This is a genomic window from Brevundimonas sp. UBA2416 (assembly GCF_002343105.1).
In the GTDB taxonomy this organism is placed as follows: Bacteria; Pseudomonadota; Alphaproteobacteria; order Caulobacterales; family Caulobacteraceae; genus Brevundimonas.
This window is the reverse complement of sequence record NZ_DDRM01000015.1, coordinates 266,432-291,574: the sequence shown is the minus strand read 5'-3', so window position 1 is coordinate 291,574 and position 25,143 is coordinate 266,432. Positions and strand designations below refer to the sequence as shown.

The 25,143-nt window shown below is 66.7% G+C and carries 19 protein-coding genes; 10 read left to right on the top strand and 9 right to left on the bottom strand.

What is annotated here, in order from left to right:
* Positions 1-3: 3 nt before the first annotated feature.
* Positions 4-1,371, bottom strand: coding sequence for a GH1 family beta-glucosidase (locus tag B3E43_RS05465; protein ID WP_292027364.1), 1,368 nt, complete (start codon positions 1,369-1,371; stop codon positions 4-6).
* Between the two features lie 257 nt (positions 1,372-1,628).
* Here B3E43_RS05465 and B3E43_RS05460 point away from each other — a divergent pair, with 257 nt between their 5' ends.
* From B3E43_RS05460 to B3E43_RS05430, 7 genes are all read left to right on the top strand, one after another.
* The gene (locus tag B3E43_RS05460; protein WP_292027363.1) at positions 1,629-2,708 is read left to right on the top strand and encodes a LacI family DNA-binding transcriptional regulator; all 1,080 of its coding nucleotides are present in this window, start codon (positions 1,629-1,631) and stop codon (positions 2,706-2,708) included.
* Positions 2,708-5,686 carry a TonB-dependent receptor gene (locus tag B3E43_RS05455; protein ID WP_292027362.1) on the top strand — a complete coding sequence of 993 codons (2,979 nt, stop codon included), beginning with the start codon at positions 2,708-2,710 and terminating at the stop codon, positions 5,684-5,686. The genes B3E43_RS05460 and B3E43_RS05455 overlap by 1 nt, the downstream gene beginning before the upstream one ends.
* 116 nt (positions 5,687-5,802) lie before the next feature.
* Positions 5,803-7,227: a glucoamylase family protein gene (locus tag B3E43_RS05450; RefSeq protein ID WP_292027361.1), complete on the top strand. Its 1,425-nt coding sequence runs from the start codon at positions 5,803-5,805 to the stop codon at positions 7,225-7,227.
* Complete coding sequence (locus tag B3E43_RS05445) at positions 7,224-8,498, top strand: extracellular solute-binding protein (protein WP_292027360.1); 1,275 nt, start codon at positions 7,224-7,226, stop codon at positions 8,496-8,498. Before B3E43_RS05450 ends, B3E43_RS05445 begins: the two co-directional genes overlap by 4 nt.
* Positions 8,495-9,427 carry a carbohydrate ABC transporter permease gene (locus B3E43_RS05440; protein ID WP_292027359.1) on the top strand — a complete coding sequence of 311 codons (933 nt, stop codon included), beginning with the start codon at positions 8,495-8,497 and terminating at the stop codon, positions 9,425-9,427. Before B3E43_RS05445 ends, B3E43_RS05440 begins: the two co-directional genes overlap by 4 nt.
* The gene (locus B3E43_RS05435; RefSeq protein WP_292027358.1) at positions 9,424-10,248 is read left to right on the top strand and encodes a carbohydrate ABC transporter permease; all 825 of its coding nucleotides are present in this window, start codon (positions 9,424-9,426) and stop codon (positions 10,246-10,248) included. The genes B3E43_RS05440 and B3E43_RS05435 overlap by 4 nt, the downstream gene beginning before the upstream one ends.
* A 155-nt stretch (positions 10,249-10,403) precedes the next feature.
* The gene (locus B3E43_RS05430; RefSeq protein WP_292027357.1) at positions 10,404-13,583 is read left to right on the top strand and encodes a discoidin domain-containing protein; all 3,180 of its coding nucleotides are present in this window, start codon (positions 10,404-10,406) and stop codon (positions 13,581-13,583) included.
* A 3-nt stretch (positions 13,584-13,586) separates the two neighbouring features.
* Here B3E43_RS05430 and B3E43_RS05425 read toward each other — a convergent pair whose 3' ends face one another.
* The 8 genes from B3E43_RS05425 to B3E43_RS05390 form a co-directional block, all read right to left on the bottom strand.
* Positions 13,587-15,077, bottom strand: a complete 1,491-nt coding sequence (locus B3E43_RS05425) for a replicative DNA helicase (RefSeq protein ID WP_292027436.1) — start codon at positions 15,075-15,077, stop codon at positions 13,587-13,589.
* A 118-nt stretch (positions 15,078-15,195) separates the two neighbouring features.
* On the bottom strand, positions 15,196-15,567 hold the full coding sequence (locus B3E43_RS05420) for a hypothetical protein (RefSeq protein ID WP_292027356.1): 372 nt from the start codon (positions 15,565-15,567) through the stop codon (positions 15,196-15,198).
* Between the two features lie 119 nt (positions 15,568-15,686).
* On the bottom strand, positions 15,687-16,271 hold the full coding sequence (gene rplI, locus B3E43_RS05415) for a 50S ribosomal protein L9 (protein WP_292027355.1): 585 nt from the start codon (positions 16,269-16,271) through the stop codon (positions 15,687-15,689).
* Position 16,272: 1 nt separating this feature from the next.
* Positions 16,273-16,551: a 30S ribosomal protein S18 gene (gene rpsR / locus B3E43_RS05410; RefSeq protein WP_284221729.1), complete on the bottom strand. Its 279-nt coding sequence runs from the start codon at positions 16,549-16,551 to the stop codon at positions 16,273-16,275.
* Between the two features lie 12 nt (positions 16,552-16,563).
* Positions 16,564-16,953, bottom strand: a complete 390-nt coding sequence (rpsF, locus tag B3E43_RS05405; protein ID WP_056615127.1) for a 30S ribosomal protein S6 — start codon at positions 16,951-16,953, stop codon at positions 16,564-16,566.
* Between the two features lie 182 nt (positions 16,954-17,135).
* Positions 17,136-19,199 (bottom strand): TonB-dependent receptor plug domain-containing protein, encoded by a 2,064-nt coding sequence (locus B3E43_RS05400; protein ID WP_292027352.1) that lies wholly within the window; start codon positions 19,197-19,199, stop codon positions 17,136-17,138.
* 78 nt (positions 19,200-19,277) lie between these two features.
* Positions 19,278-19,850, bottom strand: a complete 573-nt coding sequence (locus B3E43_RS05395; protein WP_292027351.1) for a hypothetical protein — start codon at positions 19,848-19,850, stop codon at positions 19,278-19,280.
* Positions 19,851-19,911: 61 nt separating this feature from the next.
* The gene (locus B3E43_RS05390) at positions 19,912-21,330 is read right to left on the bottom strand and encodes a D-alanyl-D-alanine carboxypeptidase (RefSeq protein ID WP_292027349.1); all 1,419 of its coding nucleotides are present in this window, start codon (positions 21,328-21,330) and stop codon (positions 19,912-19,914) included.
* Between the two features lie 252 nt (positions 21,331-21,582).
* Here B3E43_RS05390 and B3E43_RS05385 point away from each other — a divergent pair, with 252 nt between their 5' ends.
* The 3 genes from B3E43_RS05385 to clpA all read left to right on the top strand — a co-directional run bounded on the left by B3E43_RS05385 (position 21,583) and on the right by clpA (position 25,051).
* The gene (locus tag B3E43_RS05385; protein ID WP_292027347.1) at positions 21,583-22,122 is read left to right on the top strand and encodes a phasin family protein; all 540 of its coding nucleotides are present in this window, start codon (positions 21,583-21,585) and stop codon (positions 22,120-22,122) included.
* Between the two features lie 268 nt (positions 22,123-22,390).
* The gene (clpS, locus tag B3E43_RS05380; protein ID WP_292027345.1) at positions 22,391-22,726 is read left to right on the top strand and encodes an ATP-dependent Clp protease adapter ClpS; all 336 of its coding nucleotides are present in this window, start codon (positions 22,391-22,393) and stop codon (positions 22,724-22,726) included.
* A 12-nt stretch (positions 22,727-22,738) separates the two neighbouring features.
* The gene (gene clpA, locus B3E43_RS05375; protein WP_292027343.1) at positions 22,739-25,051 is read left to right on the top strand and encodes an ATP-dependent Clp protease ATP-binding subunit ClpA; all 2,313 of its coding nucleotides are present in this window, start codon (positions 22,739-22,741) and stop codon (positions 25,049-25,051) included.
* The last annotated feature ends 92 nt before the right edge of the window (positions 25,052-25,143 follow it).

Sequence of the window (25,143 nt, the reverse complement as noted above, 5' to 3'; positions counted from 1 at the left end):
CCCTCAGAGCGTGTTCAACACCTCGCCGTGGGTCTTGATGACCTCGGCGTAGAGCAGGCCCGAATCCTTGATGGTCCGCTCCTGCGTCTGGAAATTCACGTGGGTGATGCCGAACCGCTTGGAATAGCCCAGAGACCATTCGAGATTGTCGAGCAGCGACCAGGCCATATAGCCACGCACGTCGACGCCCTTGCCGATGGCGTCGTGCAGGGCCTTGAGATGGTTCTTCAGATACTCGACCCGCATCGGGTCGTGGATGCGGCCGCCGATGGCGTGGGGCGGATCGTACCAGGCCGAGCCGTTCTCGGTGACCATCAGGGGCAGGCCGTTGGTCTGTTCGTGCAGCCAGACCAGGGTGTCGGTCAGGGCCGGGGGATAGACCTCCCAGCCGGTCTCGGTGTGGGCGTGCTGGATCTGTTTGACGGGGCGGGAGCGGGTCGGCCAGGCGTCCGGCGCATTCTCGGGCACCGAGCGGGTGTACCAGTTCAGCCCCATCCAGTCGGTCGGCTGGGCGATCAGGTCGAAGTCTTCCTGCGGGAACTCCCGGTAGGCCTCGCCATAGACGTCCTTCAACTCCTCCGGGTAGCCGCGGCCCATCAGGGGGTCGAGGAACCAGCGGTTCATCTGGGCCTCGGCCCGCTTGCGGGCGGCCTCGTCCTCGGGCTTGTCCGAGGCGCTGTATTTCGGCTCGATGTTGAGGACGATGCCGATCTGGCCCTCGCCGACGTCACGGAACCGCTTCACCGCCGCGCCGTGGGCGCGCAGGACATTGTGCCCGGCGATCATGGCCTCGAAGGCCGACTTGTGGCCGGGGGCCAGGGCGCCGTGCAAATAGCCGCCGTCGACGATGACCCAGGGCTCGTTGATCGTGCCCCAGGTCTTCACCCGGCCCTTGAACTTCTCGAACAGGACCTGGCCATAGTCGGCGAACCAGTCGGAGATGTCCGGGTTCAGCCAGCCGCCACGGTCGTCGAGCGCCGCCGGCAGGTCCCAGTGATACAGGGTGCAGAGCGGCTCGATGCCCTTCTCGAGCAGGCCGTCGACCAGCCTGTCGTAGAAGTCGAGGCCCCTGTCGTTTACGGCCCCGCGGCCCTCCGGCATGACCCGGCTCCAGCTGACCGAGAATCGGTAGGCCTGGAGGTTCAGGCGCGTCATCAGATCGATGTCCTCGCGCCAGCGGTTGTAGTGGTCGCAGGCCACGTCGCCGGTGTCGCCGTTCAACATCATCCCGGGCGTGTGGCTGAATCGGTCCCAGATCGAGGCGCCCGCGCCGTCGGCCATGGACGACCCTTCGATCTGATAGGCGGCTGTCGCGGCGCCCCACAGAAAACCTTCGGGAAACCGATAGTTGCCTGTGTTTTGTGAAGTCATGGTCGAAGGCCTCGGTGAGCAGGAACGCAGACTGGAAGGGCGGTTTGGCGGCGGTCGGTACGCGTGTCGCGCTGTCAGCACAACCTCGATGTGGCCAAACTAGGGCACTTGCGGGGGGCATTACTAGTGTGTCATGTAATCGGTTACACGGTTTTTTCGGACGGACCCGCGCAAAGCGGGCCGGGACTGGAAACGCTCAGGGAGGATGGACTTTTGGCGCCGACGGCGAACCAGCACATCTGCGTGGAGGCGGCGGCATGAAGGCCGCCACGATCCGCGATGTCGCCGAACGGGCCGAGGTGTCCGTCGCCTCGGTTTCGCGCGTCCTGAACGGCGCCGGCCCGGTGACCGAAGCGACCAGGAAACGGGTGTTCGAGGCCGCCCAGGCGCTGCAGTACGTCCCCCATTCCGGCGCGCGCAGCCTGTCCACCAGCAAGACCCAGACGATCGGCGTGATCCTGCCGGACCTGTACGGCGAGTTCTTCTCGGAACTGATCCGCGGCATGGACGTGGCCGCCCGGGCGGTCGGCTACCACCTGATCGTCTCCAGCTCGCATGACGACGCGGAGGAGGCGTCCGCCGCCATCCGCTCCATGCGCGGCCGGGTCGACGGCCTGATCGTTCTTTCGCCCCATCTGGACGCCGCCAACCTGGCCGCCGGCCTTGCCGGACGGACACCCATTCTGCTGATGAACGGCGGCGCCGATGCGGGCCGCCCGTCCATCGTCGTCGACAATCACGGCGGCGCCGTGCTGGCGGTCGAACATCTGGTGGCCACCGGCCGTCGTCGCATCGCCCATATCGCGGGGCCGGCCGGCAACCTCGAGGCCGAGGCGCGTCTGGCCGGCTATCTCCAGGCGATGGCGCAGGCGGGCCTGCCGACGTCGGTCGTCGAGGGCGCCTTCACCCAGTCGTCCGGTCATGCCGCGGGCGTGGAGCTGGCCAAGCGCGAGCTACGGCCCGACGCGGTCTTCGCCGGCAACGACAACATGGCCGTGGGCGCCATGCTGGCCCTCCAGGATGCTGGCCTGCGCGTCCCGGAAGACATCGCCATCATCGGTTTCGACGATGTTCCTATCGCGGGTCTCGTCCGGCCTGCCCTGACCACCCTGAGAATCCACATTGCCGAAACCGGCCGGAGCGCGCTCGAGCGCCTCGTCCGCCTCATCAACGCAGCGGGCGAAGCCGTCGCCGACACCGCCTGCGAGATCGTGCGCCCCGAACTGGTCGTACGCCCGTCAAGCGACCCGGCGACACCGAGCCACGCCCATTCCAACTCCGGCGGACGCCTTCGCGCCCTTGCCGACACGCCATCTCTGAAGGGGGAGAATTCCTGATGACCCGCAAGTCCATCCAGTATCTGGGGGCCGCGTCGGCCCTCGCCATGGCCGTTTCGCTGGCCTGTGCCGGCGGGGCTTCGGCCCAGGGCGCCACGTCCACCCTCCGGGGGACGATCTATGAAGGCCAGGCAGTCGAGACCGGCGGCAGCATCACGGCGACCGAAGTGGCCACCGGCTATGTCAGCCGCGGCCGGATCGGCGCCGACGGCGGCTATGTGCTCTCGGGTCTGCGCCCCGGCACCTACCGGATCAGCGCCACCACGGCGGATGGGCAGACCGTCGAGGATCTGATCACCATCGCCCTGGGTCAGGTGGCCACGCTCGATCTTGATGTGGCTCCCGTTGTAACCGGTTCCACGGACGTCGCCTCGGCGGAACTCGACGACGTGATCGTCACCGGCCGCCGCATTTTCGAGGTGCGGACCTCGGAGGTCGCGACCAACGTCAGCCAGACCCAGATCAACAACCTGCCGCAGATCAGCCGCAACTTCCTGAACTTCGCGGCGCTGGCGCCCGGCGTGCGGGTCACCGAGGGCGAGAATTCGCGGACCATCTCGGCCGGTGGCCAGGGGGAATCGGCGGTCAACCTCTTCATCGACGGCCAGAACCAGAAGTCGACCATTATCGCCGGCGGCGTCGGCGGTCAGACGGACAGCCGCGGCAACCCCTTCCCGCAGGTCGCCGTCCAGGAATTCCGGGTCATCTCCCAGAACTTCAAGGCCGAGTATGAGCAGGCCTCATCGGCGATCATCACCGCGGTAACGCGGTCAGGCACCAACGAGCTGACCGGCGACGCCTTCATCACCTATCAGGACGCGGACTGGACCTCGGAAAACTTCAACGGCGACCCGGTCGGCGTGGAGCGCCTGCAGTACGGCGGTTCGGTCGGCGGACCGATCATTGAGGACCGGCTGCACTTCTTCGGAGCCTATGAGCGCAAGGACGAGATCCGCCGCAACACCGTCTTGCTGAACCGTGCGGCCTATGCGCCGCTGTTCGGCGCCGACACCGGGACGTTCGACGCGCCGTTCGAGGAAGACCTGTTCTTCGGCAAGCTGTCCTGGTCGATCGATGACCGCCAGCGGCTGGACCTCAGCGCCACCTACCGCACCGAGTCCGACATCCGCGACTTCGGCGGAACCACTGCCTACAGCCGCGCCCAACAGGTCAACACCGACGTGGCCTCGATCGTCCTGCGCCACCAGTACCAGGGCGACGGCTTCCTGAACGAGGCCCAATTCGACTTCTATGAGTACACCTACAACCCGTCGTCGCTGAACTTCTCCGACTATGGCCGTTCGTTCGTGATCTTCCGGGATGACAACGGCGGCATGCCTGGATTCCAGTACAATGTGTTCAATCGTGAGGACACGGTGTTCAACACCGGCGGACAGAGCAACAACCAGGACATCCGTCAGCGCAGCTTCACCTTCCGGAACGACCTGACGTTCAACGACATCGACTGGAACGGCCAGCACACCATCAAGATGGGCGTGAAATTCTCGGCCCAGAACATGTATGTGAACAAGCAGTTCGGTCGGAACCCGCAGTTCATCTTCGACGTCGATGCGCGTCCGGAAATCAACGGCAGCCGTGACATCCCGGTCCGTGTCGAACTGGGCGCCTTCGTCGAGCCGGCCGATGTCGATAACAATGTCTTCGGCGTCTACCTCCAGGACGACTGGCAGATTACCAACCAGCTGGAGGTCAACATCGGCCTGCGCTGGGACTATGAGGACAACGCGGTCAACAACGACTATTCGACGCCGCAGGCCATCCGCGACACGCTGAACGCCATCCAGGCCCTGCCGGGCTACGACTTCCCGTCCTACTTCAACCCGGCGGACTACATCACCAACGGGCGTGACGCCTTCACCGGCGCCTTCCAGCCGCGCATCGGCTTCTCGTTCGACGTCTTCGACGACGAGCGGACGGTGATCTTCGGCGGCGCGGGCCGCTACTACGACCGGGTCGGCTTCAACTTCGCCTTCGACGAGCGCTTCAAGCCCTTCCAGTTCAACAAGGAGATCTTCTTCTCCGTGGCCGGCGGCATGCGCGGCGGCGTCAACACCGTGGCCTGGAACCCGACCTATCTGACCCCGGCCGGACTTGATCCGCTGCTGGCGGCGGCCCCGGGTTCGGGCGAAATCTTCCTGATCAACAACGACATGGAGCCGCCGCGGACCGACCAGTTCAACCTCGGCATCCGCCAGAAGTTCGGCGACTTCCAGACGGCGCTGACTTTCGCCGCCGGCAACACCACGAACCTGTTCGCCTGGTACATCGCCAACGCCGGCTCGGAGACGGGCGACCGCTTCTCCGGCCCCACCCCCGGTTCGGTCGGCCATCCCGAGTTCCGCAACCTGATCTTCTTCGGCAACAACGACGCCGAACAGACCTTCCGCGCCATGTATCTGACGGTCGACAAGCCGTTCGACACGGACAGCGGCTGGGGGATGCAGTTCACCTACACCCTGTCGAAATCCGAGCGTAACGGCACCCGCGACAACGGCCTCACCGGCTTCGACTTCGACTACAACCGTCCGGGTCTGTCGCCGACATTCCCGACCAACCAGGACGAACGGCACCGGATCGTGGCCACGGGCATCGTCGCCCTGCCGTTCGACTTCCGCCTGTCGGGTGTCCTGACGCTGGGTTCGGGCCTGCCCTTCCACCAGTTCGTCTGCCCCGCGGCCACCAATCCGGACATCTGCTGGAACGGCGGCCGGCCGGAGGGGCAGGACTTCCTCTTCACGGACACCTTCGCCTTCCGCCAGATCGACCTGCGCCTGACCAAGGAATTCCAGGTGTTCAACGGACAGTCGGTCGAGGTGATCCTTGACGCGGTCAATGTGTTCAACTTCGAGAACTATTCGAACTTCGAACAGTGCCTGTGCTCGGCTCAGTACGGCGAGCCGCGCGGCCAGCATCTGCCGACGCGCAGCTTCCAGCTGGGCCTGCGTTACCGCTGGTAGACCTTCCCCGCGCCTGACGGCCGCCTCCCGGATCCTGACCGGGAGGCGGCTGACTTTTTTGACTGAGTTGCGTTTAGAGTATGAGGATGGAGCCCATGGATCGTCGCCGGTTTTTGATGGGTTCCACGGTCGCCGGCGCGGCGGCATTCGGGCTTGCCGCATGCACACCCGTCCACACGGAAATGCGGACCCTGCTGATCCCGCGGGAGGGCGACCCCGAAATCAATGAACTGCAGGAACGCACCTTCCGCTGGTTCACCCATGTCACCAATCGCGCCAACGGTCTGACGCCCGATCGCTGGCCGACCGAGTCCTTCTCGTCGGTCGCCGCCGTCGGCTTCGCCCTGACCTGCTGGCCGATCGGCGTCGAACGCGGCTGGATCAGCCGTGAGGAGGCGCGCGAGCGGACCCTGACCACCATCCGCTTCTTCCACGACCTGCCGCAGGGTCCCGAGGCGACCGGGGTCGGCGGCTACAAGGGCTTCTTCTACCATTTCCTCGACATGCAGACCGGTCACCGCTTCGGTAGGACCGAGCTGTCGACGGTCGATACCGCCCTTCTGGTCGCGGGCATGCTGTTCTGCGCGCGCTGGTTCGACGGTGATCATGCCGAAGAGGCGGAGATCCGGCGTCTGGCCCAGGCCGTCTATGACCGGATCGAATGGGACTGGGTCATGGTGCGGCCCAACCGCATCTCCATGGGCTGGCACCCGGAGACCGGCTTCATCGAGGCCGACTGGCACGTCTACAACGAGGGCATGCTGGTCCTGTTGCTGGCCATCGGCAGCGCCACCCATCCGGTTCCCACGACCGTCTGGGACGAGTGGTGCAGCGTCTACGACCGCAGCTGGACCGACCGCTGGAGCCCGGCGCACCTGCATTTCGGCCCGATGTTCGGCCACCAGTACAGCCATATGTTCATCGACTTCCGCGGCATTCGCGACGCGTGGATGCGGGCGAGGGCGGCGGAGATCGGCGACTTCGACTATTTCCAGAACAGTGTCCGCGGCGTCGAGGCGCAGCAGAAATACGCCATCGCCAACCCGCAGGGCTGGGCCGGCTATTCCGCCGACGTCTGGGGCCTGACGGCCTGCGACGGACCGGGGGATTTCAGTCAGGTCATCGACGGCCGCGAGCGGGAGTTCTTCAGCTATTCCGCGCGCGGGCCCGGCGAACGCGACGACGGCACGATCGCGCCGACAGCGGCCATGGCCTCAATGCCGTTCGCTCCGGCCGCGGTCACCGCCTGCCTGAAGGCGATGAAGGCCCGCTATGGCGCCGCCATCTACACCGAGTTCGGCTTCCTCGACTCCTTCAACCCGACGCTGACACAGACGGATCAGACCTTGCTCCACGGGCGGATCGTGCCCGGCGTGGGCTGGGTGGACGGGGACTATCTGGGTATCGATCAGGGGCCGATCGTCATCCAGATCGAGAATAATCGCTCGGATGTCGTCTGGCGGCGCATGCGCGGCGAGCCCAATCTCACTCGCGGGCTCAAGCGGGCCGGCTTCACCGGCGGCTGGCTGGAACGCGCGTGATCGAGGCCCGGCTGGATCGACGCGCCACGCTCGGCCTGCTGGCCGGGGCCGCCGCGTCCGGTCTGGCGGGCTGCGGGCGGCGCGATGACGGCACGACGCGCCTGTCCTTCTGGGCCATGGGCAATGAGGCGACCAATGTCCCGCAGATCCTGCCCGAATTCGAACGGCTGAACCCGGGCATCACGGTCAACGTCCAGGCCCTGCCGTGGACCGCGGCCCATTCGAAACTGCTGACCGCCTATGCCGGCGACTCGCTGCCGGACCTCAGCCAGGTGGGCAACACCTGGGTTTCGGAGATGGCCGCCATCGGCGCGATCAGCCCGACGCCGGCCTTCGCCGCCGACCTGCTCACCGACCAGTTCCCGGCCGTGCTGGAGACCAACCGCATCGGCGGGCAGGTGGTGGGCACGCCCTGGTATGTGGACACCCGGCTGATCTACTACCGCTCGGACATGCTGGAACGGGCCGGGTTCGACGCCGTGCCCCAGACCTGGGCCGGCTGGAAGGCCGCCATGCATGCCGTCAAGCGGGTGGCGGGCCCTGGGACCTACGCCGTTCTGCTGCCGGTCAATGAGTTCGAACAACTGCTGACCTTCGGCCTGCAGGGCGCCGAGCCGCTGCTGCGCGATCGCGACACGCGCGGCAATTTCTCCAGCGCCTCCTTCATCGCCGCCCTCGAATTCTACAAGAGCCTGTTCGACGAGGGGTTGGCCCCGGTGGCGTCGTCAACGCAGATTTCCAACGTCTGGACCGAGTTCGAACGCGGCTGGTTCAGCTTCTACTTCTCCGGCCCCTGGACCATCGGAGAGTTCAGGAGCCGTCTGAAACCCGAGACCCGCTGGATGACCTCGGGCGTGCCCGGGCCGGCCGGGCCGGGGGCCTCGGCGCCGGGCGGGTCGTCGCTGGTCGTCTATCGCCATTCGCCGCATCAGGAGGCGGCGTGGAAACTGGTCCGCTTCCTGTCCGATCCGGCGGTGCAGGCGCGCTTCAACGGCATCACCGGCAATCTGCCGGCGCGTGAGAGCGCCTGGGCGACGCCGGCGGTGGCTGACGACCCCTATATCGCCGCCTTCAAGGGCCAGCTGTCGCGAGCCAAGGCGGTGCCCAAGGTGCCGGAATGGGAGCGGATCGTCACCGAGATGCAGATCGTCGCCGAGCGGATGGTGCGCGGCGAATACACGCCCCGCGCCGCCGCCGCCGAGATTGACCGCCGCGCTGACCGGCTGCTGGAAAAGCGCCGCTGGATGATTGAGCAGGGGAGGGCGACATGACCGCAATACCCGTCATCGCCAGACCGGCTCGTCGCGCGGGCACCCGCCGTTCGCGCGAACGGGCGGCCTGGGGCTTCGTCGCGCCGTCCCTGATCGCCATCGGCCTGTTCTTCGCCATCCCTGTCTTCTCGGCCCTGCTGCTGAGCCTGACCGATTTCGACATCTACGCCCTGGCCGACATCGGCAACGTCCGCTTCGTCGGTCTGCAGAACTATGAGCGGCTGCTGGGCAATCCGCTGTTCTGGACGGCGATGAAGAACACCGGCCTGTTCGCCGTCATCGGCGTGCCGCTGTCGATCATCACCTCGCTGGGCGCCGCAGTGATCCTTAATGCGCGGGTGGTGAAGTGGCGGCCGATCTGGCGGGTGATGTTCTTCGCCCCCTATGTCACGACGCTCGTGGCCACGGCGGTGCTGTGGAACTATCTGCTGCACACCCGCTACGGCATCATCAACTGGGCGATCTCGAGCCTCGGCCTGCCTGCCGTCGACTGGCTGGGCCAGCCCTCGACCTCCATCCCGGCCATCCTGATGTTCGTGGTCTGGAAGATCTTCGGCTACAATATGCTGATCTTCCTCGCGGTTCTTCAGACCGTGCCGGACGATCTCTATGAGGCCGCGCGCATCGACGGGGCCGGGCCGTGGAAGCAGTTCAAACACGTCACCCTGCCGGCCATCGCCCCGACCCTGCTGCTGGTCTCGATCATCTCCGTCGCCGGCTTCTTCCAGCTGTTCGCCGAGCCCTATGTGATGACCCAGGGCGGACCGGCCCAGTCCACCGTGACGGTGCTCTATTTCATGTACGAAGAGGGCTTCAAATGGTGGAACCTCGGCTCCGCCAGCGCCGTCGCCTTCGTGCTGTTCCTGTGCATTCTGGCGGTGACGCTGGTGCAGCTGGCGGTCGCCAAAAAGATGGGGGCTTACGAATGAGGTCCCGGACCGTCAAAGCCATCCTGCTCAATCTGGCCGTGGCCTTCATCGCCCTGCTGGTCCTGTTCCCGCTGGTCTGGATGGTTTCGGTCAGCTTCATGTCGACTGGCGAGGCCGCGGTCTTTCCGCCGCCCCTGCTGCCGAAGACCTGGACGCTGGAGCACTACCGCGACCTGTTCCTGACCCAGGGGATGGGCCGATACCTGTGGAACAGCTTCGCCCTCGCCTCCATGGCTACGGTTCTGGCGCTCGCCTTCACCGTTCCGGCCGGCTACGCCTTCGCCAAACTGGCCTTCAGGGGCCGGGACAAGGTCTTCCAGCTGCTGGTCGCGGCGCTGGTCGTGCCGGCCCAGATCGGCACCCTGCCGCTGTTCCTGATGCTCAAGCAGATGGGGCTGGTGAACACCTACGCCGGGGCGCTGGTGCCCTGGCTGGCCTCCATCTTCGGCCTGTTCCTCGTCCGCCAGTATGCGCTCAGCATTCCCGACGAGATGCTGGAGGCCGCCCGTATCGACGGCGCGTCGGAGGGCCAGATCTTCCGCCGCGTGGTCCTGCCGACGCTGCAGCCGATCGTGGTGACGCTGGCCCTGTTTGTCTTCCTCGGCAGCTGGAACGACTTCCTGTGGCCGCTGATCATCCTTACGGACCAGTCCAACTACACCCTGCCGGTGGCGCTGGCGGCCCTGTCGCGGGAGCATGTGCAGGACATCGAGATGATGATGGCCGGCGCGGTCATCACCGTGGCCCCGGTCCTGATCCTCTTCCTCGCCCTGCAGCGCTACTACATCCGCGGCATGCTGGCGGGGAGCGTGAAGGGGTGACAACTCATTGATCCGCTCATCCCGGCGAAAGCCGGGACCCAGTGCTTTGGGTGAAGGGTAGGTCGAGGGATCGCGCGGTCGCCGATCCCTGAACGCCGGCGTCTCGCTGGACAGAACTGGGTCCCGGCTTTCGCCGGGATGAGCGGAGTATTTGAATGCGAACGTTGGCGCTGATCCTTTTCGCACTGGCCCTCGCGCTCCCAGCCCACGCCCAGTCCACCCGCGTCCTCGATCCGTTCGAGACCCTCACGCCCTGGACCGCCGACGCCTCGACCGATGTGTCCTCGACCCTCTCCGCTGTCGACGGCCACGACGGCCGGGCCATGCGGCTGACCTATGACTTCAACGGCCGGTCCGGCTACGCCTTCGCGGCGCGCGCCATCGATCTGGACGTCCCCGACAACTACGAGATCAGTTTCTGGCTGCGCGGCGAGATGGCGCCCAATACGCTGGAGATAAAGTTCGTCGACGCCTCGGGCGACAATGTCCACTGGCGCCAGATCCGCGGCTTTCAGGCCACGCCCGACTGGACCCGATACACCATCAAGAAGCGCCAGATCATCCGCGCCTGGGGCCCGAACCCGGATCATACCTTCCGCGGTGCCGAGCGGATGGAGTTCGTGGTTACCGCCGGGGAAGGCGGGACGGGTTGGATTGAAGTCGACCAGCTGGAGCTGCGAGACCTGCCGCCTGAGCCGTCCGTTCCGCCGCGGCCGCTGGCCAGCGCGACCAGCGCGGACGGCCTGAACGTCGCCGCCCGTGCGGTGGACGACGATCCGGCGACGGCCTGGCGTTCGGCCGGTTTGGATGGGCAGGCCCTGACCCTCGACCTCGGCTATGAGCGTGAGTTCGGCGGCGTCACCCTGCGTTGGGCGGACCGGGCCGCGGCGACCGCCTACCGGCTGCAGGCCTCTTCGGACGGCGAGGCCTGGCGCGACCTGGCGGTGGTGGACGACGGCGACGGTGGTGTCGACTGGCTGCGCACACCCGAGGCCTCGGCGCGCTGGCTGCGGCTGGAGCTGCGTTTGCCGGTCCCGGCGGTCACCGGGGATCGGCCCTTCGGCGCCTATGCCTTGAACAGCCTCGAGATCGAGCCGCTGTCGTTCGGCGAAAGCCCGACGGCCTTCATTCGCGCCGTGGCGGAGGAGAGTCGGCGCGGCCTCTATCCGCGCGGGTTTGTCGGAGAGCAGCCCTACTGGACCCTCGTCGGCGTCGATGGCGGCGGCGAGAGCGGCCTGATCAGCGAGGACGGGGCCATCGAACTCCGCCGCGCCGGGCCGTCGATCGAGCCGTTCGTGATCGACAACGGGCGGCTTGTGACATGGGCGGATGTGCAGGTCAGCCAGAGCCTGCAGGACCGCGACCTGCCGATCCCGACTGTGACCTGGGCCTTCGACGACTGGACCCTGGCCATCACCGCCTTCGCCGATGGGACGCCGGAGCAGTCGCAACTGTACGGGCAGTACGTCCTGACCAACACCTCGAACCGGCCCCGGACGCTGACGCTCGCCCTGATGGCGCGGCCGTTCCAGGTCAATGGGCCGTCGCAGTTCCTGGCCATTCCGGGCGGCGTCGGGCCGATCGAGCAGATCGACTGGAATGGCTCCACCCTGGTCCTCAACGACGCCATCCGCGTCAACAGTCTCGCCGCACCCGACGGTCTGGTCACAGGCCGGTTCGCCGCCGGCGCGGACCCGCAGAGCCTGCTCGCCCATGCGGACCGCGTCCGCGATCCCGCCGAACGATATGTGGACTCCGACAGCAGCGCCCTCATGTCGGGCGCCCTGCTGTATGACGTCACCCTGCAGCCCGGCGAGCACCGCACGCTCGGCTTCGTCGCCCGTCTCGCCGGGCCGACGCCTGACCTCGCGCCGGTCGCCGATGTGGCGGCGACGCTCGACGCCGCCCGCGGTCGCGTGGCCGCCGGCTGGCGCGAGAAGCTGGACCGGTTCGATCTGACCCTGCCGGACAGCCAGCAGCAGATCGAGGACGTCATGCGCGCCTCCTTGGCCCATATGCTGATGTCCCGTCAGGGGCCGATCCTGCAGCCGGGCACGCGTTCCTATAACCGCAGCTGGATCCGCGACGGGGCCATGATGGCCGAGGGGCTGAACCGGCTGGGGCACGCCGACCTGTCGGCCGACTATCTGCGCTGGTACGCGCCGTTTGTTTTCGACAACGGCAAGGTCCCGTGCTGTGTCGACTTCCGCGGCGCCGATCCGGTGCCCGAGAACGACAGCCACGGTGAGTTCGTCTTCCTCGCCGCCGAGACCTGGCGCTACACTGGCGACACGGCCCTGCTGCGCGAGGTCTGGCCGCAGGTGCAGGCGGCGATCGGCTATATGGACACCCTCCGCGCCTCGACCCGGACGGCGGCGTTCGAGGCGGCGGACCAGCGCCACCTGTACGGCCTGCTGCCGCCTTCGATCAGCCACGAGGGATATTCGGACCGTCCGGCCTGGTCCAACTGGGACAATTTCTGGGGCCTGCTGGGCTATCGCGACGCCGCCTTCATCGCCGATACCTTGGGCGACACGACCGCCGCCGGCCGCATCCGCGCCGCCGAGGCCGAGTTCAAGGCCGACGTCATGGCCTCTATCGAGGCGACCGCCCGGGTGCACGGCATCGACTGGATCGCCGGCGCCGCCGACCGCGGCGATTTCGACGCCACCTCGACGACCATCGGCCTGTCGCCCGCCGGTCTGATCGACGACCTGCCACAGGGCCTGCTGACCCATACCTTCGACAAATGGTGGGAGAATTTCACAGCCCGGCAGGAGAACCGGCAGGCGTGGAAGGACTACACGCCGTACGAACTGAGAAACGTCGGCGCCCTGGTTCGCTTGGGGCGCCGTGGGGACGCCCTGCGCGCGCTCGATTTCTATTTTGCCGACATGCGCCCGCGGGCCTGGAACGGCTGGGCGGAGGTGGTCGGCCGCGACGAGCGCGAGCCCCGCTTCATCGGGGACATGCCCCACGCATGGATCAGCTCGGACTACATCCGCTCGACCCTGGACCTGTTGGTCTATGAGCGCGACCGCGACCACGCCCTGGTGCTGGCGGCGGGCGTGCCGACAGAGTGGCTGGCCGGGGAGGGCGTCGGGGTCACGAACGTACGCACCGCCTACGGCCCGCTGAGCTACAACCTGCGGCAGACACGGGACGGTTACGCGCTGACGCTGGACGGGGCGGTCACGCCGCCGGGTGGCTTCGTCATCCAGTGGCCGGCCGGCGAGACGCCGCCGGCGCGGGTGCGGATCGACGGGCGGGCGGCGAACTGGAACGGGTCGGAGCTGGCGATCCCGGCGGGGGCACGGCGGGTCGAAATGCGGTAGGCGTCAGTCCCCGTAGTTCTCGTACCTCTGGCCCTGCGCGAGGTTGCCGAACTTGGTCGTATTGGCGTCGAAGCTGAGCTTGATGATGCCGATCGGGCCGTGACGCTGCTTGCCGATCACGACCTCGGCCTGGTGCTCCAGCCGGTCCATGTCCTCCTGCCACTGCAGGTGTTCCGGCGAGCCTTCGCGCGGCTCGGCGCGGCCCAGGTAGTAGCTCTCGCGATAGACGAACATGACGCAGTCGGCGTCCTGCTCGATCGAGCCGGACTCGCGCAGGTCGGACAGCTGGGGCCGCTTGTCCTCGCGCTGCTCGACCTGACGCGACAGCTGCGACAGGGCCAGGATCGGCACGCTCAGCTCCTTGGCCAGGGCCTTGAGGGCGCCGGTGATCTCGGACACCTCCTGCACCCGGTTCTTCTGGTTGTTGCCCTCGCCGACGGTGATGAGCTGCAGGTAGTCGACGATGATCAGGTCGAGGCCGTGCTCCTGTCGCTTCAATCGGCGGGCGCGGGCGGCGAGCTTGGATATGGACAGACCGCCGGTGGCGTCGATGAACAGGGGGCTCTCGCCGATCTCGACGGCGGCCTCGCGGATGCGGCCGAAGTCGGCGGCGTCGATCTCGCCCTTGCGCAGCTTGTCCGACGACACGCCCGAGGCGTCGGCCAGGATGCGCATGGCCAGCTGTTCGGCGCTCATTTCCAGCGAATAGAAGGCGACCACCCCGCCGCTGACGGTCTTGCGGCCCTCGGGCGTCGGCTCCCAGCGGTAGTTGCGGGCGATGTTGAACGCGATGTTCGTGGCCAAGGCGGTCTTGCCCATCGACGGGCGGCCGGCGAGGACCAGCAGGTCGGACGGGTGCAGGCCGCCGAGCTTGGAATCCAGATCGTCCAGATGGGTGGCCAGCCCGGCCAGTTTTCCGTCGCGCTGATAGGCCTCGGCCGCCATCTGAACCGCGCCGCTCAGGGCGCTGGAAAAGCTGACGAAACCAGAGGAGGGTTTGCCCGTCTCGGCCAGGGTGTAGAGCTGCTGCTCTGCCTGTTCGATCTGGTCGATGGCGGCGGTTTCGGGCTGGGGCGCCTCGCGCACGATCTCGCCGCCGATGCGGATCAGGTCGCGGCGCAGGGCCAGGTCGTAGACGACGCGGGCGTAGTCGGGGGCATTGGCCGCCGGTGGCGCGCGGTCGACGAGGTCGGCGAGATAGCGCAGGCCGCCGAACTCCTGGAACGCCGGATCCAGCTTGAACCGCTCCATCAGAATGGTCGGTTCGGCCAGCATGCCCTGGCGGATATGGTCCTCGATCGCCTCATAGAGCCGCTGGTGGAAGGGCTCGTAGAAATGAGAGCCGCGCAGCCGGTCCGACAGCCGCTCGAACACGGCGTTGTCGAACATCAGCGAACCCAGAAGCGCCTGTTCGGCCTCCAGATTGTGCGGCATCGACGGGATGGAGCCGGAGTCCATCGGCGACGGGAATTGTACGGGGGCGAAGGCGTTCATCGGGGTCATGTCTTACCCATGCTTCGCCCCTGCGTCAGTCGCGGACGCAGGCTTGGTCGGGGACAGATTGGGGCCGCTGTGGACGTTCCCGAATTCCGTAGTCGGAACAGTTAGCGGCTCAGCTTGCGGGACAGGGATGACGCTCGGCCATCCATTCGCGCATCGCCTGGGTGACGCTGATATTGCGCCGCGCCGGAGGGATGGCATTGAACCTCGCCAGCAGGGCGTCGGCCGAGACCGAGGCCCGTCCCCCGGCGGGGCAGAAGGCGGGACGGCGCCCCGCGGCGATGGCCGCCTCCCGTTCATTGCCGATGGTCTCGCTGGCGGTGCGTATTTCCGCGATCAGCCGTCGCGTGTCGGCCCGCAGCAGGGCCGTGGGGTTGCGCGGAATACGGGAGGCGGCGGTGAGGAATTCCTGCACTGTCATGGCCTCGGCCGCGGTGGCGAACAGGGTCGCGGCCATGCCGACGACGAGCGCAATCTTCTTCATGGTCAATCTCCCCGGACGGCAAAGCTTGGCTGTGACTTTGCGGCGGTATAACGGCCAAGAGAAAGGGCGCGCCCGGATGGACGCGCCCGATCACTGACTTGTTATCAGAGGACGTCGGTTCAGGCTTCCGAACCGAGACCGTCCTGCTGGCCGGCGCCGCCGGCGACCATGTCCTTGGCCTGTTCGAGGGCCAGTTCGCGGTCCTCGTCGTAGGCGGCCTTGATCACGTCCTCGCCCTTCGCCTGACGCTCGGCTTCGTCGGCCGAACGGGCGATGTTGATCTTGACGGTGGCCGAGACCTCGGCGTGCAGGCGAACCAGCACGTCGTGGACGCCCAACGTCTTGATCGGGGTGTTGAGAACGATCTGGCTGCGCTCGACCTTGCCGCCTTCGGCCGTGACGGCCTCGACGATGTCGCGCGCGGCGACCGAACCGTACAGCTGACCCGTCTCACCGGCTTGCCGGATCATGACATAGGTCTGGCCGTCGATCTTGGAACCGATCGTACCGGCATCGGCCTTGTTCTTCTCGTTGCGGGCCTCGATGGCGGCGCGGTCGAGTTCGAACGCCTTCAGGTTCGCCGACGTGGCCCGACGGGCCTTGTCGCGCGGCAGAAGGAAGTTGCGGGCGAAGCCGTCCTTGACGGACACGACGTCGCCGATGGCGCCGAGATTATCGACGCGCTCAAGCAGAACGACCTTCATCTTATTTCACCACGTAAGGCAGGAGGGCCAGATAACGGGCGCGCTTGATGGCCTTGGCCAGTTCGCGTTGCTTGATCTGGGAAACAGCGGTGATGCGCGACGGGACGATCTTGCCGCGCTCGCTGATGTAGCGTTGCAGCAGTTTGACGTCCTTGTAGTCGATCTTCGGCGCGCCTTCACCCGTGAACGGGCAAACCTTGCGGCGACGATAGAAGGGACGGCGTCCGGCGGCGCCGGAGCCGGCCGGCGCGCCCGGCGACGGAGCGGTGGTGTCGGTCATGTTCCGGGTTCCTTAAAAGGTGGCTTCGGCGGCGGCGTCGTCACGCGGCGTGCGTTCACGTTCACGTTCACGCTCGCGCTCGCGGCGGGCCAGCAGGGGCGACAGTTCCAGGTCGAGTTCCTCGACGCGGACGGTCAGCCAGCGAAGGACGTCTTCGTTGATCGACAGCTGACGCTCGACCTCGGCCATGGCGGCGGGCGGGCAGTCGACGGCGAGCAGCGAATAGTGCGCCTTGCGGTTCTTTTTGACCCGATAGGTCAGGTTGCGCAGACCCCAGTATTCGATCTTGGCGACGGTGCCGCCGCCGGCTTCGATCAAACCCTTGATGGTGTCGTTCAGCGCTTCGGCCTGTTGCGCGCTGATATCCTGGCGCGACATGACCGTGTGCTCATAAAGAGCCATGCGGTATTCTCCCTTGTAGGACGTCGGCGCGAGGGGACCGGGTAAGTCCTCTCCCACGATGGATCCCGATGCGGCGGCCGGGATGGCTTCCCGAACCCTTTGGAGCTCCGCGACCGGGACCGAAGTCCTGGAAAGGCGGCGCGTATAGGGGAAAAGGGCCAGGGGAGCAAGGCGCGTGACGGCTAGAAGGACCGCCTGACGCTGACATAGGCCTGGCTGCTGCCGAAACTGCGGCTGGTCTCGGTGTAGACGGGCGTCCCGACGTTCCGCGGCGCGTTGAACAGGGTGAAATCGCTTTCGCTGTCCGAGGCGATGTAGAAGCCGCCCGAGATGCTCCACGTCGCGTCGGGGCGCCAGGTGATGTTCAGGCTGGCGGTAGGGTCCGAGCGGAAATTCGACAGGGTGCTGGGCGAAAAGCTGCGCCCCTCCGATCCGCTGTTGGCGCTCACGCTCCAGCTGATCCGCTCGGCGACGAGGTTCTGGCTGAGGGCGATGGACCAGCCCGAGACCTGTTCGCCCGACAGGCGACGATCTTCGAATGTCACGGGATCCGTGGTGTTGGACCAGCGATAATAGACCTGGCCCGCCAGGATACCGCCGTCGAGGCCGAAGCGATCCAGTGGCAACCGGCTGGACAGTGTCAGCTTGTCCCGCGTCGCCGTGCCGACGTTGCGGGTGATGTTGAAGGTGCGCGGCGTCGTTCCGCCCGGCGGTATCTCCTGGATCACCACGGTCCCGAGGACGTCCGAGAAGTCCTCATGGATGAACTCGGCGACGAAGGAGCCCTGCCGGTCGAAAAGCCGCTCGTAGCGGGCGGTGGCCAGCCAGGTCTGCGCCGGCCGGATATCCGGATTGCCCCGCCCGAAGATGCCGGTTGCGAAGGCCGCCGAGGCGGTGAAGGCGCCGAACGACAGCTGGTCGACGTTCTTCTCCAGCTTGAAGGTCACGGTGTTGCGAGGGGCCGGCGTCCAGGTGAGGTTCAGTCGCGGCTTCAGATAGCCCAGCGACGTCTCGCCCTCGCCGGCGGTGCCGGTGGCGGTGATGCTGGACAGTTCGTATCGCAGGTTGGCCTCGACGCTCAGATCGGCCCGCGCGGCCCACCGGGCGGTGATGAAGGTCTCGCTGCGCAGTTCCTCGACCCGGGTGTCGTCACCCGGCAGCAGCAGCGGGCTGTCGTCGAAGGTGTAGGCGCTCGAACTGTCGACCCAGTTGAGCGCCGCCTCGGTCCCGGTTTCGAAGCTGATGTCGCCGAACCCGGTTTCCAGATCGGCGAATTTCAGCGTCGCGCCCAGAATGCTCTCGCCCGACAGCTGGTCGCTCAGAACATCGGAGGTGAAGGCCGGCGTGTCGTACTGGCTCGTATTGTTGTTGTCGGTGACCGACTGGAAGCCGACCAGTTCCAGATTCATCCCGCGCGGCAGGCTGCGGGTCCAGCGAAGCCCGGCCTCGCCCCGCCAGCGCACGGCGTCCGAAAGGCTGCTCTCCTGACCGCCGGGCAGGATCAGGGTTTCCGCCCCCTCGTACAGACTGCCGTTGTAGTTGATCAGGGCGTTGGCCCGGATACGCCCGCCGCCGAAGGGGCCCTCATAGACGCCGGTCGCCTCGGCCGTCGAATATTCGAATGCGCCGTCGTCGAGTCCGATCATGATGACGTCGCCGGACGGGTTCCGGCGCTCGCGGACGTTGTCGGACTCCTGACTGCCGGCGTTGAAGCGGAACGATCCGTCCATGGAGCGGCCGTCCCGTTGGCGCTGGGCCTGGATGCTGACGCTGGGCTGGAGCCGGCCCTGATCGGTCAACGTCATGGTGCTGCTCATCGCCCCGGTGACGCCGGCGTCAGGTCGGCGGATGACATTGGCGACCACCGACTTGCCCTGCATGTCGATGCCGCCCGCCCCGGCGCGCACAATGTCGATGCGCAGCACCTGCGAAGCCGGGATGCGCGACAGGACGGTGGACAGGGCGTCGCTGCGCGTCGGCGGACGCTCGCCGTCAATCAGGACGTTGCCGGCCGTGCCCGCGAATCCCCGCGCCGATGTTCCGCCGTCGAACTGGAAGCCTGGAATACGGCTGATCATGTCCCAGGCCGTGACCGGACGGAACTCGGTGAAATACGACGGGGCGTATGGCGTAACGTTCGGATCGGCCGGGACCGGGGTCTGGGCGAACGCCGCGCCGGCAAGCAGGGCCGGGAGCAGGAGTACAGACGCGCCGAGCAGTCGCCAGCGCCCGCGTGTTCCGGCCATGTGTCTAGAATCCCCACCCGTGTCCGTGAGGAACCTTGACGCGTATTATGTCGGAGATGCGACCACTGCCTGTCAAAATTACAGTCGGCCAAGGCTGAGGGACAGCCAGTTGAGCGGCCCTGCCGCGAGCAGCACGAAGGCGATGGCGTGCCACAAGAGCCGTCGCACGAAGATCAGCGAGGCGAACACCGCGAGCACAGACAGATCGACCAGCCGGGCCTCCAGGAGTTGTACGATATCCCGGCCGCCGGCGAGGGCCGCGACGCCCTCCACTGCAATCAGCCAGCCGAGGGCGGCGGTGAACAGGCTCCAGAAGTATGGGCCATTGCGGTCGTAGTAGAGCTTCAGGTCCAGACCGCCGGCCGGGATGTCGTCCGGCAGGGCGGCGGCTGCGAGGAGGAACAGGATCACCAGTTCGACCAGCAGGGGCAGGAACTGCCCGATGGTCATTCCTGTGTCCTGCGGGCTGTATGTGCTCCACCAGATCTGGATGATCGTCATGGCCACGAGCAGGGCGGCGAGCGGCGCGGCCCAGTGCCAGCGGACCGATCCGCCGGCGCGGATCAGCCGGTTCAGGCTGATCAGGATATCGACCAACGCGAGACCGATGATGATCGACGCCAGGACAGAGGTGTATTCGAATGCGCTCATGCCGCTCCCCCGAACCGCGGTGGAGCCTAGGCCCGATCAGCGGCCTTCGCCAAGAGCAGCGTTACTCCGGCCGCACCACCATACAGGTGACCCGACGCTCGGACAGGGTGGCGCAGGCGGCCTGGGCGGCTTGCTCGGTCATGCCGGTGAAGCGCGAGCGGTACCAGCCGCTGGCGTTCTGGACCGTGCGTTCCGCGGAGGTGAACTGGCTGCGGAAGCGGCGATTGATCTCGGTCAGCCAGTCGCGGGCGACGGTCTCATCGCGGAAGGCCCCGACCTGAACCGACCAGCGACCGGCGGGCTCGCGCGCCGGTTCCCGCGCCGGCGGGCGGGCGGGGGGCCGCGGACGAGGCGGGGTGGCGACGGAGGTTCCGCCATTCAGGATGGCGGTCACATCGGCGGGGCGCTCGACAGCGGCGCGCTCCGATGGTGGAGGCGTCACGCGCGCGGGCTGAGCCGGGGCGGCGGGCAGGGCGGCGTAGGTCACATAGCCGGCCGGCGGAGCGCTGGAGCCGGCGCCGCTCTCGTCATCCGCGTCATTGGCCACGGCGGCGTATTCGATCGGACCATTGTTGTCCGGGCCGATGCCGAAGCCGCGCGCTTCAAAGAAAGCCTGGGCCACCTGGATCGTCTCGCCGCGGGCGCGGGCGCGTTCGACCTCGAAGCCCGTGTCCATCAGGGCGGCGACGTGAGCGTTGCGGCTGGCCGTCGAACGTCCGCCCAGGACGATGGTGATGATGCGCCGGCCGTCTCGCACCGCCGAGGCCGCGAGATTATAGCCCGAGGCGTTGGTGTAGCCGGTCTTCATGCCGTCATAGCCCTCGCCACCGCGCAGCAGGCCGTTGGTGTTGCGATAGTCACGGCCGTTGTAGGCCCAGTCGTGCAGGCCGAAATAGCGGTAGTACTGCGGGTAGTCCCGCATCACGGCGCGGGCCAGGATGGCCAGGTCGCGCGCCGAGGTCAGCTGGCGGGCGTCCGGCAAGCCGTTCGGATTGACGTAGCGCGTCTGGGTCATGCCCAGCTCGCGGGCCTTCAGGGTCATCTGGGCAGCGAACCGCTCCTGGGAGCCGGCGATATGTTCAGCCAGCGCCATGGCCATGTCATTGGCGCTGCGCACGGAAGTGGCGCGCATGGCGTCGTCCACGGTGATCGTCTGGCCGGCCGCGAGCCCGAGCTTGGAGGGCGGCTGGCTGGCGGCGCGGGGCGAGACGGTGATGACATCGTCCAGCTTGATCTTGCCCTCGGCGAGCGCCTCGAAGGCGAGGTAGAGGGTCATCACCTTGGTGATGGACGCGGGATAGCGGCGGCTGTCGGCGTGACGGGCGAACAGCACCTCACCCGACTCGGCGTCCACGACGATGGCGGCGTAGCGCGCATTGTCAGCTGACTGGGCGTGCGGCGCGCGTGTCGGCGTCAGCGTGACCGCGACGGCCAGCAGCAGCGACAGAAGTCCGCGACGGATCAGGGCGGAGAGCGGCAAAGATCAGGCCTCACAAGACATTTAGCGCGACGGCGGCCCCACCACGCGACGCTGACGAAAGGCTAACATGCGTCATTCCGGTTTCGTGAGGGTAAACAACCCGTCAACGATTTTGTGAACTTTTGTGCACCGCACCATTTCCTCTTGACGTCTGTTCGCACTTGCACCATATGACCGTCTGTCGCGATGGACGGGTTCCTCGCGGAAACATTTCAGGCGGCCCCCAGCCGCGCACAGACACTGGAGACCATCATGGCCGACACCACCGCCGACACCGTCAAGAAAACTGTCGAAACCGCCACGGACACCGTGAAGAAGACCGTTGAAACCGCAACGGCGACCGTCAAGGCTTCGGCCGAGAAGGCCCAGGCCACGTTCCAGGCCAATGCCGAGCAGGCCCAGGCCGCCGGCGCCAAGGCGCTGCGCGAAGTCGCCGACAAGTCGGCCGCCAGCCTGACCGAGCTGAACGTCCAGTCGAAGCAGAACCTGGAAGCCATCGTCGCCTCGGCCGCCGCCGCCCAGAAGGGCGTCGAGGCCCTGTCGGCCCAATCGGCCGCCTTCACCAAGAAGTCGTGGGAAGACGGCGTCGCCGCCGCCCAGTCGATGTCGCAGGCCCGTTCGATCCAGGAGCTGCTCGAGCTGCAGACGACCTGGGCCAAGTCGGCCACCGAAGCCTATCTGGCTGAAGTCACCAAGGCGACGGACGTCCTGACCGCCTCGGTCAAGAACAGCTTCCAGCCCATCAACGAGCGCGTCACCGCCTCGGTCGAAAAGTTCCAGGCCGCCCGCTAAGGCGACCGACCGCTTCAGTAAGCGTAGTTTGTAAGCCTGCGAGAGGCCCCGGCGGAAACGCCGGGGCCTTTTCGTTTGGCCGCGGTCGTCGGCCCTCCGGGACCTCCCGACCCGACGCGGCCGGGTGTCCAGCGCGAAGCGCCAGGCCGCGTCGGGTCGAAAAGGCGGAGCCTTTTGACCGCGGCCCACTCAAGAGTGACTTGCCGCCCCTGTAAATCAGGCCATCATTCCCTATCTGATCCATCGACACTCCCCACACGGATTACGAATGCCGCCGTCCCGCAGGCCAGGTGAACAACAAGGTGGAGGCCCCGGCTCCGCCACGGTCACCGAGACCAGGCCAAAGCTTCAGAAGCCCTCGCTCTACCGGGTGCTGATCCTGAACGACGACTACACCCCGATGGAATTCGTCATCTATGTGCTGGAGCGGTTCTTCCAGAAGGACCGCGAGGCCGCGACTCGCATCATGCTGCATGTGCATCAGCATGGAGTCGGGGTCTGCGGCGTCTTCACCTACGAGGTGGCCGAAACCAAGGTCGCACAGGTGATCGAGACCGCCCGCCGCCACCAGCACCCCCTGCAATGCACGATGGAAAAAGACTGAGAGGATCTGTCCATGCCCTCGTTTTCTCGTCCTCTCGAAGAGACCCTGCACCGCGCCGTCCACTATGCGAACGAGCGCCGACACGAGTACGCCACCCTTGAGCACCTGCTGCTGGCCCTGGTCGACGACCCGGACGCGGCCAATGTCATGGGCGCCTGCAATGTCGACCTGGTCGCGCTGAAGACGGCGCTGACCCTGTACGTCGACACGGATCTGGCGGCGCTCGCCACCAGCGACGGCGAGGACGCCAAGCCTACGGCCGGCTTCCAGCGCGTGATCCAGCGCGCCGTGATCCATGTCCAGAGCTCGGGCCGCGAGGAAGTCTCGGGCGCAAACGTGCTGGTCGCCATCTTCAGCGAACGAGAGAGCCACGCCGCCTATTTCCTGCAGGAGCAGGACATGACCCGCTATGACGCGGTCAACTACATCGCCCACGGCATCGCCAAGAAGGCCGGCGGTTCGGGCGAGACCCGTCCCGCCAAGACGGGCGGCAGTCCTGAGGATGCCGAGGACGCCGCCGCCGCCAAGACGGGCGGAGAGGCGCTGGAGGCCTATTGCGTCGACCTCAACGAGAAGTCGCGCAACGGCAAGATCGACCCCCTGATCGGCCGCCTCGGCGAGGTCGAGCGGGCTATCCAGATCCTGTGCCGCCGGACCAAGAACAACCCCCTGCTGGTCGGCGATCCCGGCGTCGGCAAGACCGCCATCGCCGAAGGCCTGGCCCGCAAGATCGTCAATCACGAGGTCCCGGAGGTGCTGGAAGGCGCCACCATCTACAGCCTCGACATGGGGGCGCTGCTGGCCGGCACCCGCTATCGCGGCGACTTCGAGGAGCGGCTTAAACAGGTCGTCAAGGAGCTGGAGACGCACGACAACGCCATCCTGTTCATCGACGAGATCCATACGGTGATCGGCGCGGGCGCGACCTCGGGCGGAGCCATGGACGCCTCCAACCTGCTGAAGCCGGCGCTGGCCTCGGGCAGCCTGCGCTGCATGGGTTCGACGACCTACAAGGAATACCGTCAGCATTTCGAGAAGGACCGGGCCCTGGCCCGTCGCTTCCAGAAGATCGACGTCAACGAGCCGACGGTCGAGGACACGATCAAGATCCTGAAGGGGCTCAAGACCTCCTACGAAGGCCACCACAAGGTCCGCTACACCGACGCGGCCCTGCGCACGGCGGTCGAGCTGTCGGCGCGCTACATGACCGACCGCAAACTGCCGGACAAGGCGATCGACGTCATCGACGAGGCGGGCGCCAGCCAGATGCTGCTGTCTGAATCGAAGCGGAAGAAGGTCATCGGCCAGAAGGAGGTCGAGGCCGTGATCGCCCGCATGGCTCGCATCCCGGCCAAGTCGGTCTCCAAGTCCGACACCGAGGGCCTGCGCCAGCTCGAGACCGATCTGAACCGGGTGGTCTTCGGCCAGTCCTCGGCCATCGAACAGGTTTCGGCGGCCATGAAGCTGGCCCGCGCCGGTCTGCGCGATCCGTCGAAGCCGATCGGCGCCTTCCTGTTCAGCGGCCCGACGGGCGTGGGCAAGACCGAGGTGGCCAAACAGCTGGCCTCGACCCTGGGCATCGAGATGCTGCGCTTCGACATGTCCGAGTACATGGAGCGGCACACCGTCAGCCGGCTGATCGGGGCCCCTCCGGGCTATGTCGGCCATGACCAGGGCGGACTGCTGACCGACGCCGTCGACCAGCATCCGCACGCTGTGGTCCTGCTGGACGAGATCGAGAAGGCCCACCCGGACGTCTACAACATCCTGCTGCAGGTGATGGACAACGGCATGCTGACCGATGCGGTCGGCAAGAAGGTCGACTTCAGGAACACCATCCTGATCATGACCACCAACGCCGGGGCCGCCGACAACGCCCGCGCCTCCATCGGTTTCGGCCGGGGCAAGGTCGAGGGGGAGGACGACAAGGCCATCCAGCGCCTGTTCGCGCCGGAATTCCGCAACCGCCTCGATGCCATCGTGGCGTTCAAGGCGCTGGACTCCGAGACGATCAAGTCGGTGGTGAACAAATTCATCATCCAGCTGGAAGCCCAGCTGGCGGATCGGAACATCACCATCGAACTGACCGACGAGGCAGCCGACTGGCTGGCCAAGAACGGCTTCGACGAACTGTACGGCGCGCGCCCTCTGGCCCGGACCATCCAGGAGCACATCAAGAAGCCGCTGGCGGACGACATCCTGTTCGGACGTCTGACGCGCGGCGGCCATGTGAAGGTCACCCTGACCGACGGCAAGATCGCCTTCGACGTGACGGGCCCGAATGCGGCGCAGGTCAAGGCGGTCGAGGCCCAGACGGCGGATTGACCGTATTCCTCCCCCTTGGGGGAGGGGGACCACGAAGTGGTGGAGGGGCCTCGCCCGGACACCGGACACGAAAAAGGCCCGGGCATCGCTGC

Coding starts and splice junctions, on each gene's coding strand:
- B3E43_RS05430 (WP_292027357.1), top strand. CDS start 10,404: ATGCGAACGTTGGCGCTGATCCTTTTCGCACTGGCCCTCGCGCTCCCA.
- rpsR (WP_284221729.1), bottom strand. CDS start 16,551: ATGACCGACACCACCGCTCCGTCGCCGGGCGCGCCGGCCGGCTCCGGC.
- B3E43_RS05435 (WP_292027358.1), top strand. CDS start 9,424: ATGAGGTCCCGGACCGTCAAAGCCATCCTGCTCAATCTGGCCGTGGCC.
- B3E43_RS05420 (WP_292027356.1), bottom strand. CDS start 15,567: ATGAAGAAGATTGCGCTCGTCGTCGGCATGGCCGCGACCCTGTTCGCC.
- B3E43_RS05465 (WP_292027364.1), bottom strand. CDS start 1,371: ATGACTTCACAAAACACAGGCAACTATCGGTTTCCCGAAGGTTTTCTG.
- B3E43_RS05460 (WP_292027363.1), top strand. CDS start 1,629: ATGAAGGCCGCCACGATCCGCGATGTCGCCGAACGGGCCGAGGTGTCC.
- B3E43_RS05425 (WP_292027436.1), bottom strand. CDS start 15,077: ATGAACGCCTTCGCCCCCGTACAATTCCCGTCGCCGATGGACTCCGGC.
- rpsF (WP_056615127.1), bottom strand. CDS start 16,953: ATGGCTCTTTATGAGCACACGGTCATGTCGCGCCAGGATATCAGCGCG.
- B3E43_RS05400 (WP_292027352.1), bottom strand. CDS start 19,199: ATGGCCGGAACACGCGGGCGCTGGCGACTGCTCGGCGCGTCTGTACTC.
- B3E43_RS05395 (WP_292027351.1), bottom strand. CDS start 19,850: ATGAGCGCATTCGAATACACCTCTGTCCTGGCGTCGATCATCATCGGT.
- B3E43_RS05440 (WP_292027359.1), top strand. CDS start 8,495: ATGACCGCAATACCCGTCATCGCCAGACCGGCTCGTCGCGCGGGCACC.
- clpA (WP_292027343.1), top strand. CDS start 22,739: ATGCCCTCGTTTTCTCGTCCTCTCGAAGAGACCCTGCACCGCGCCGTC.
- B3E43_RS05455 (WP_292027362.1), top strand. CDS start 2,708: ATGACCCGCAAGTCCATCCAGTATCTGGGGGCCGCGTCGGCCCTCGCC.
- B3E43_RS05450 (WP_292027361.1), top strand. CDS start 5,803: ATGGGTTCCACGGTCGCCGGCGCGGCGGCATTCGGGCTTGCCGCATGC.
- rplI (WP_292027355.1), bottom strand. CDS start 16,271: ATGAAGGTCGTTCTGCTTGAGCGCGTCGATAATCTCGGCGCCATCGGC.
- clpS (WP_292027345.1), top strand. CDS start 22,391: ATGCCGCCGTCCCGCAGGCCAGGTGAACAACAAGGTGGAGGCCCCGGC.
- B3E43_RS05385 (WP_292027347.1), top strand. CDS start 21,583: ATGGCCGACACCACCGCCGACACCGTCAAGAAAACTGTCGAAACCGCC.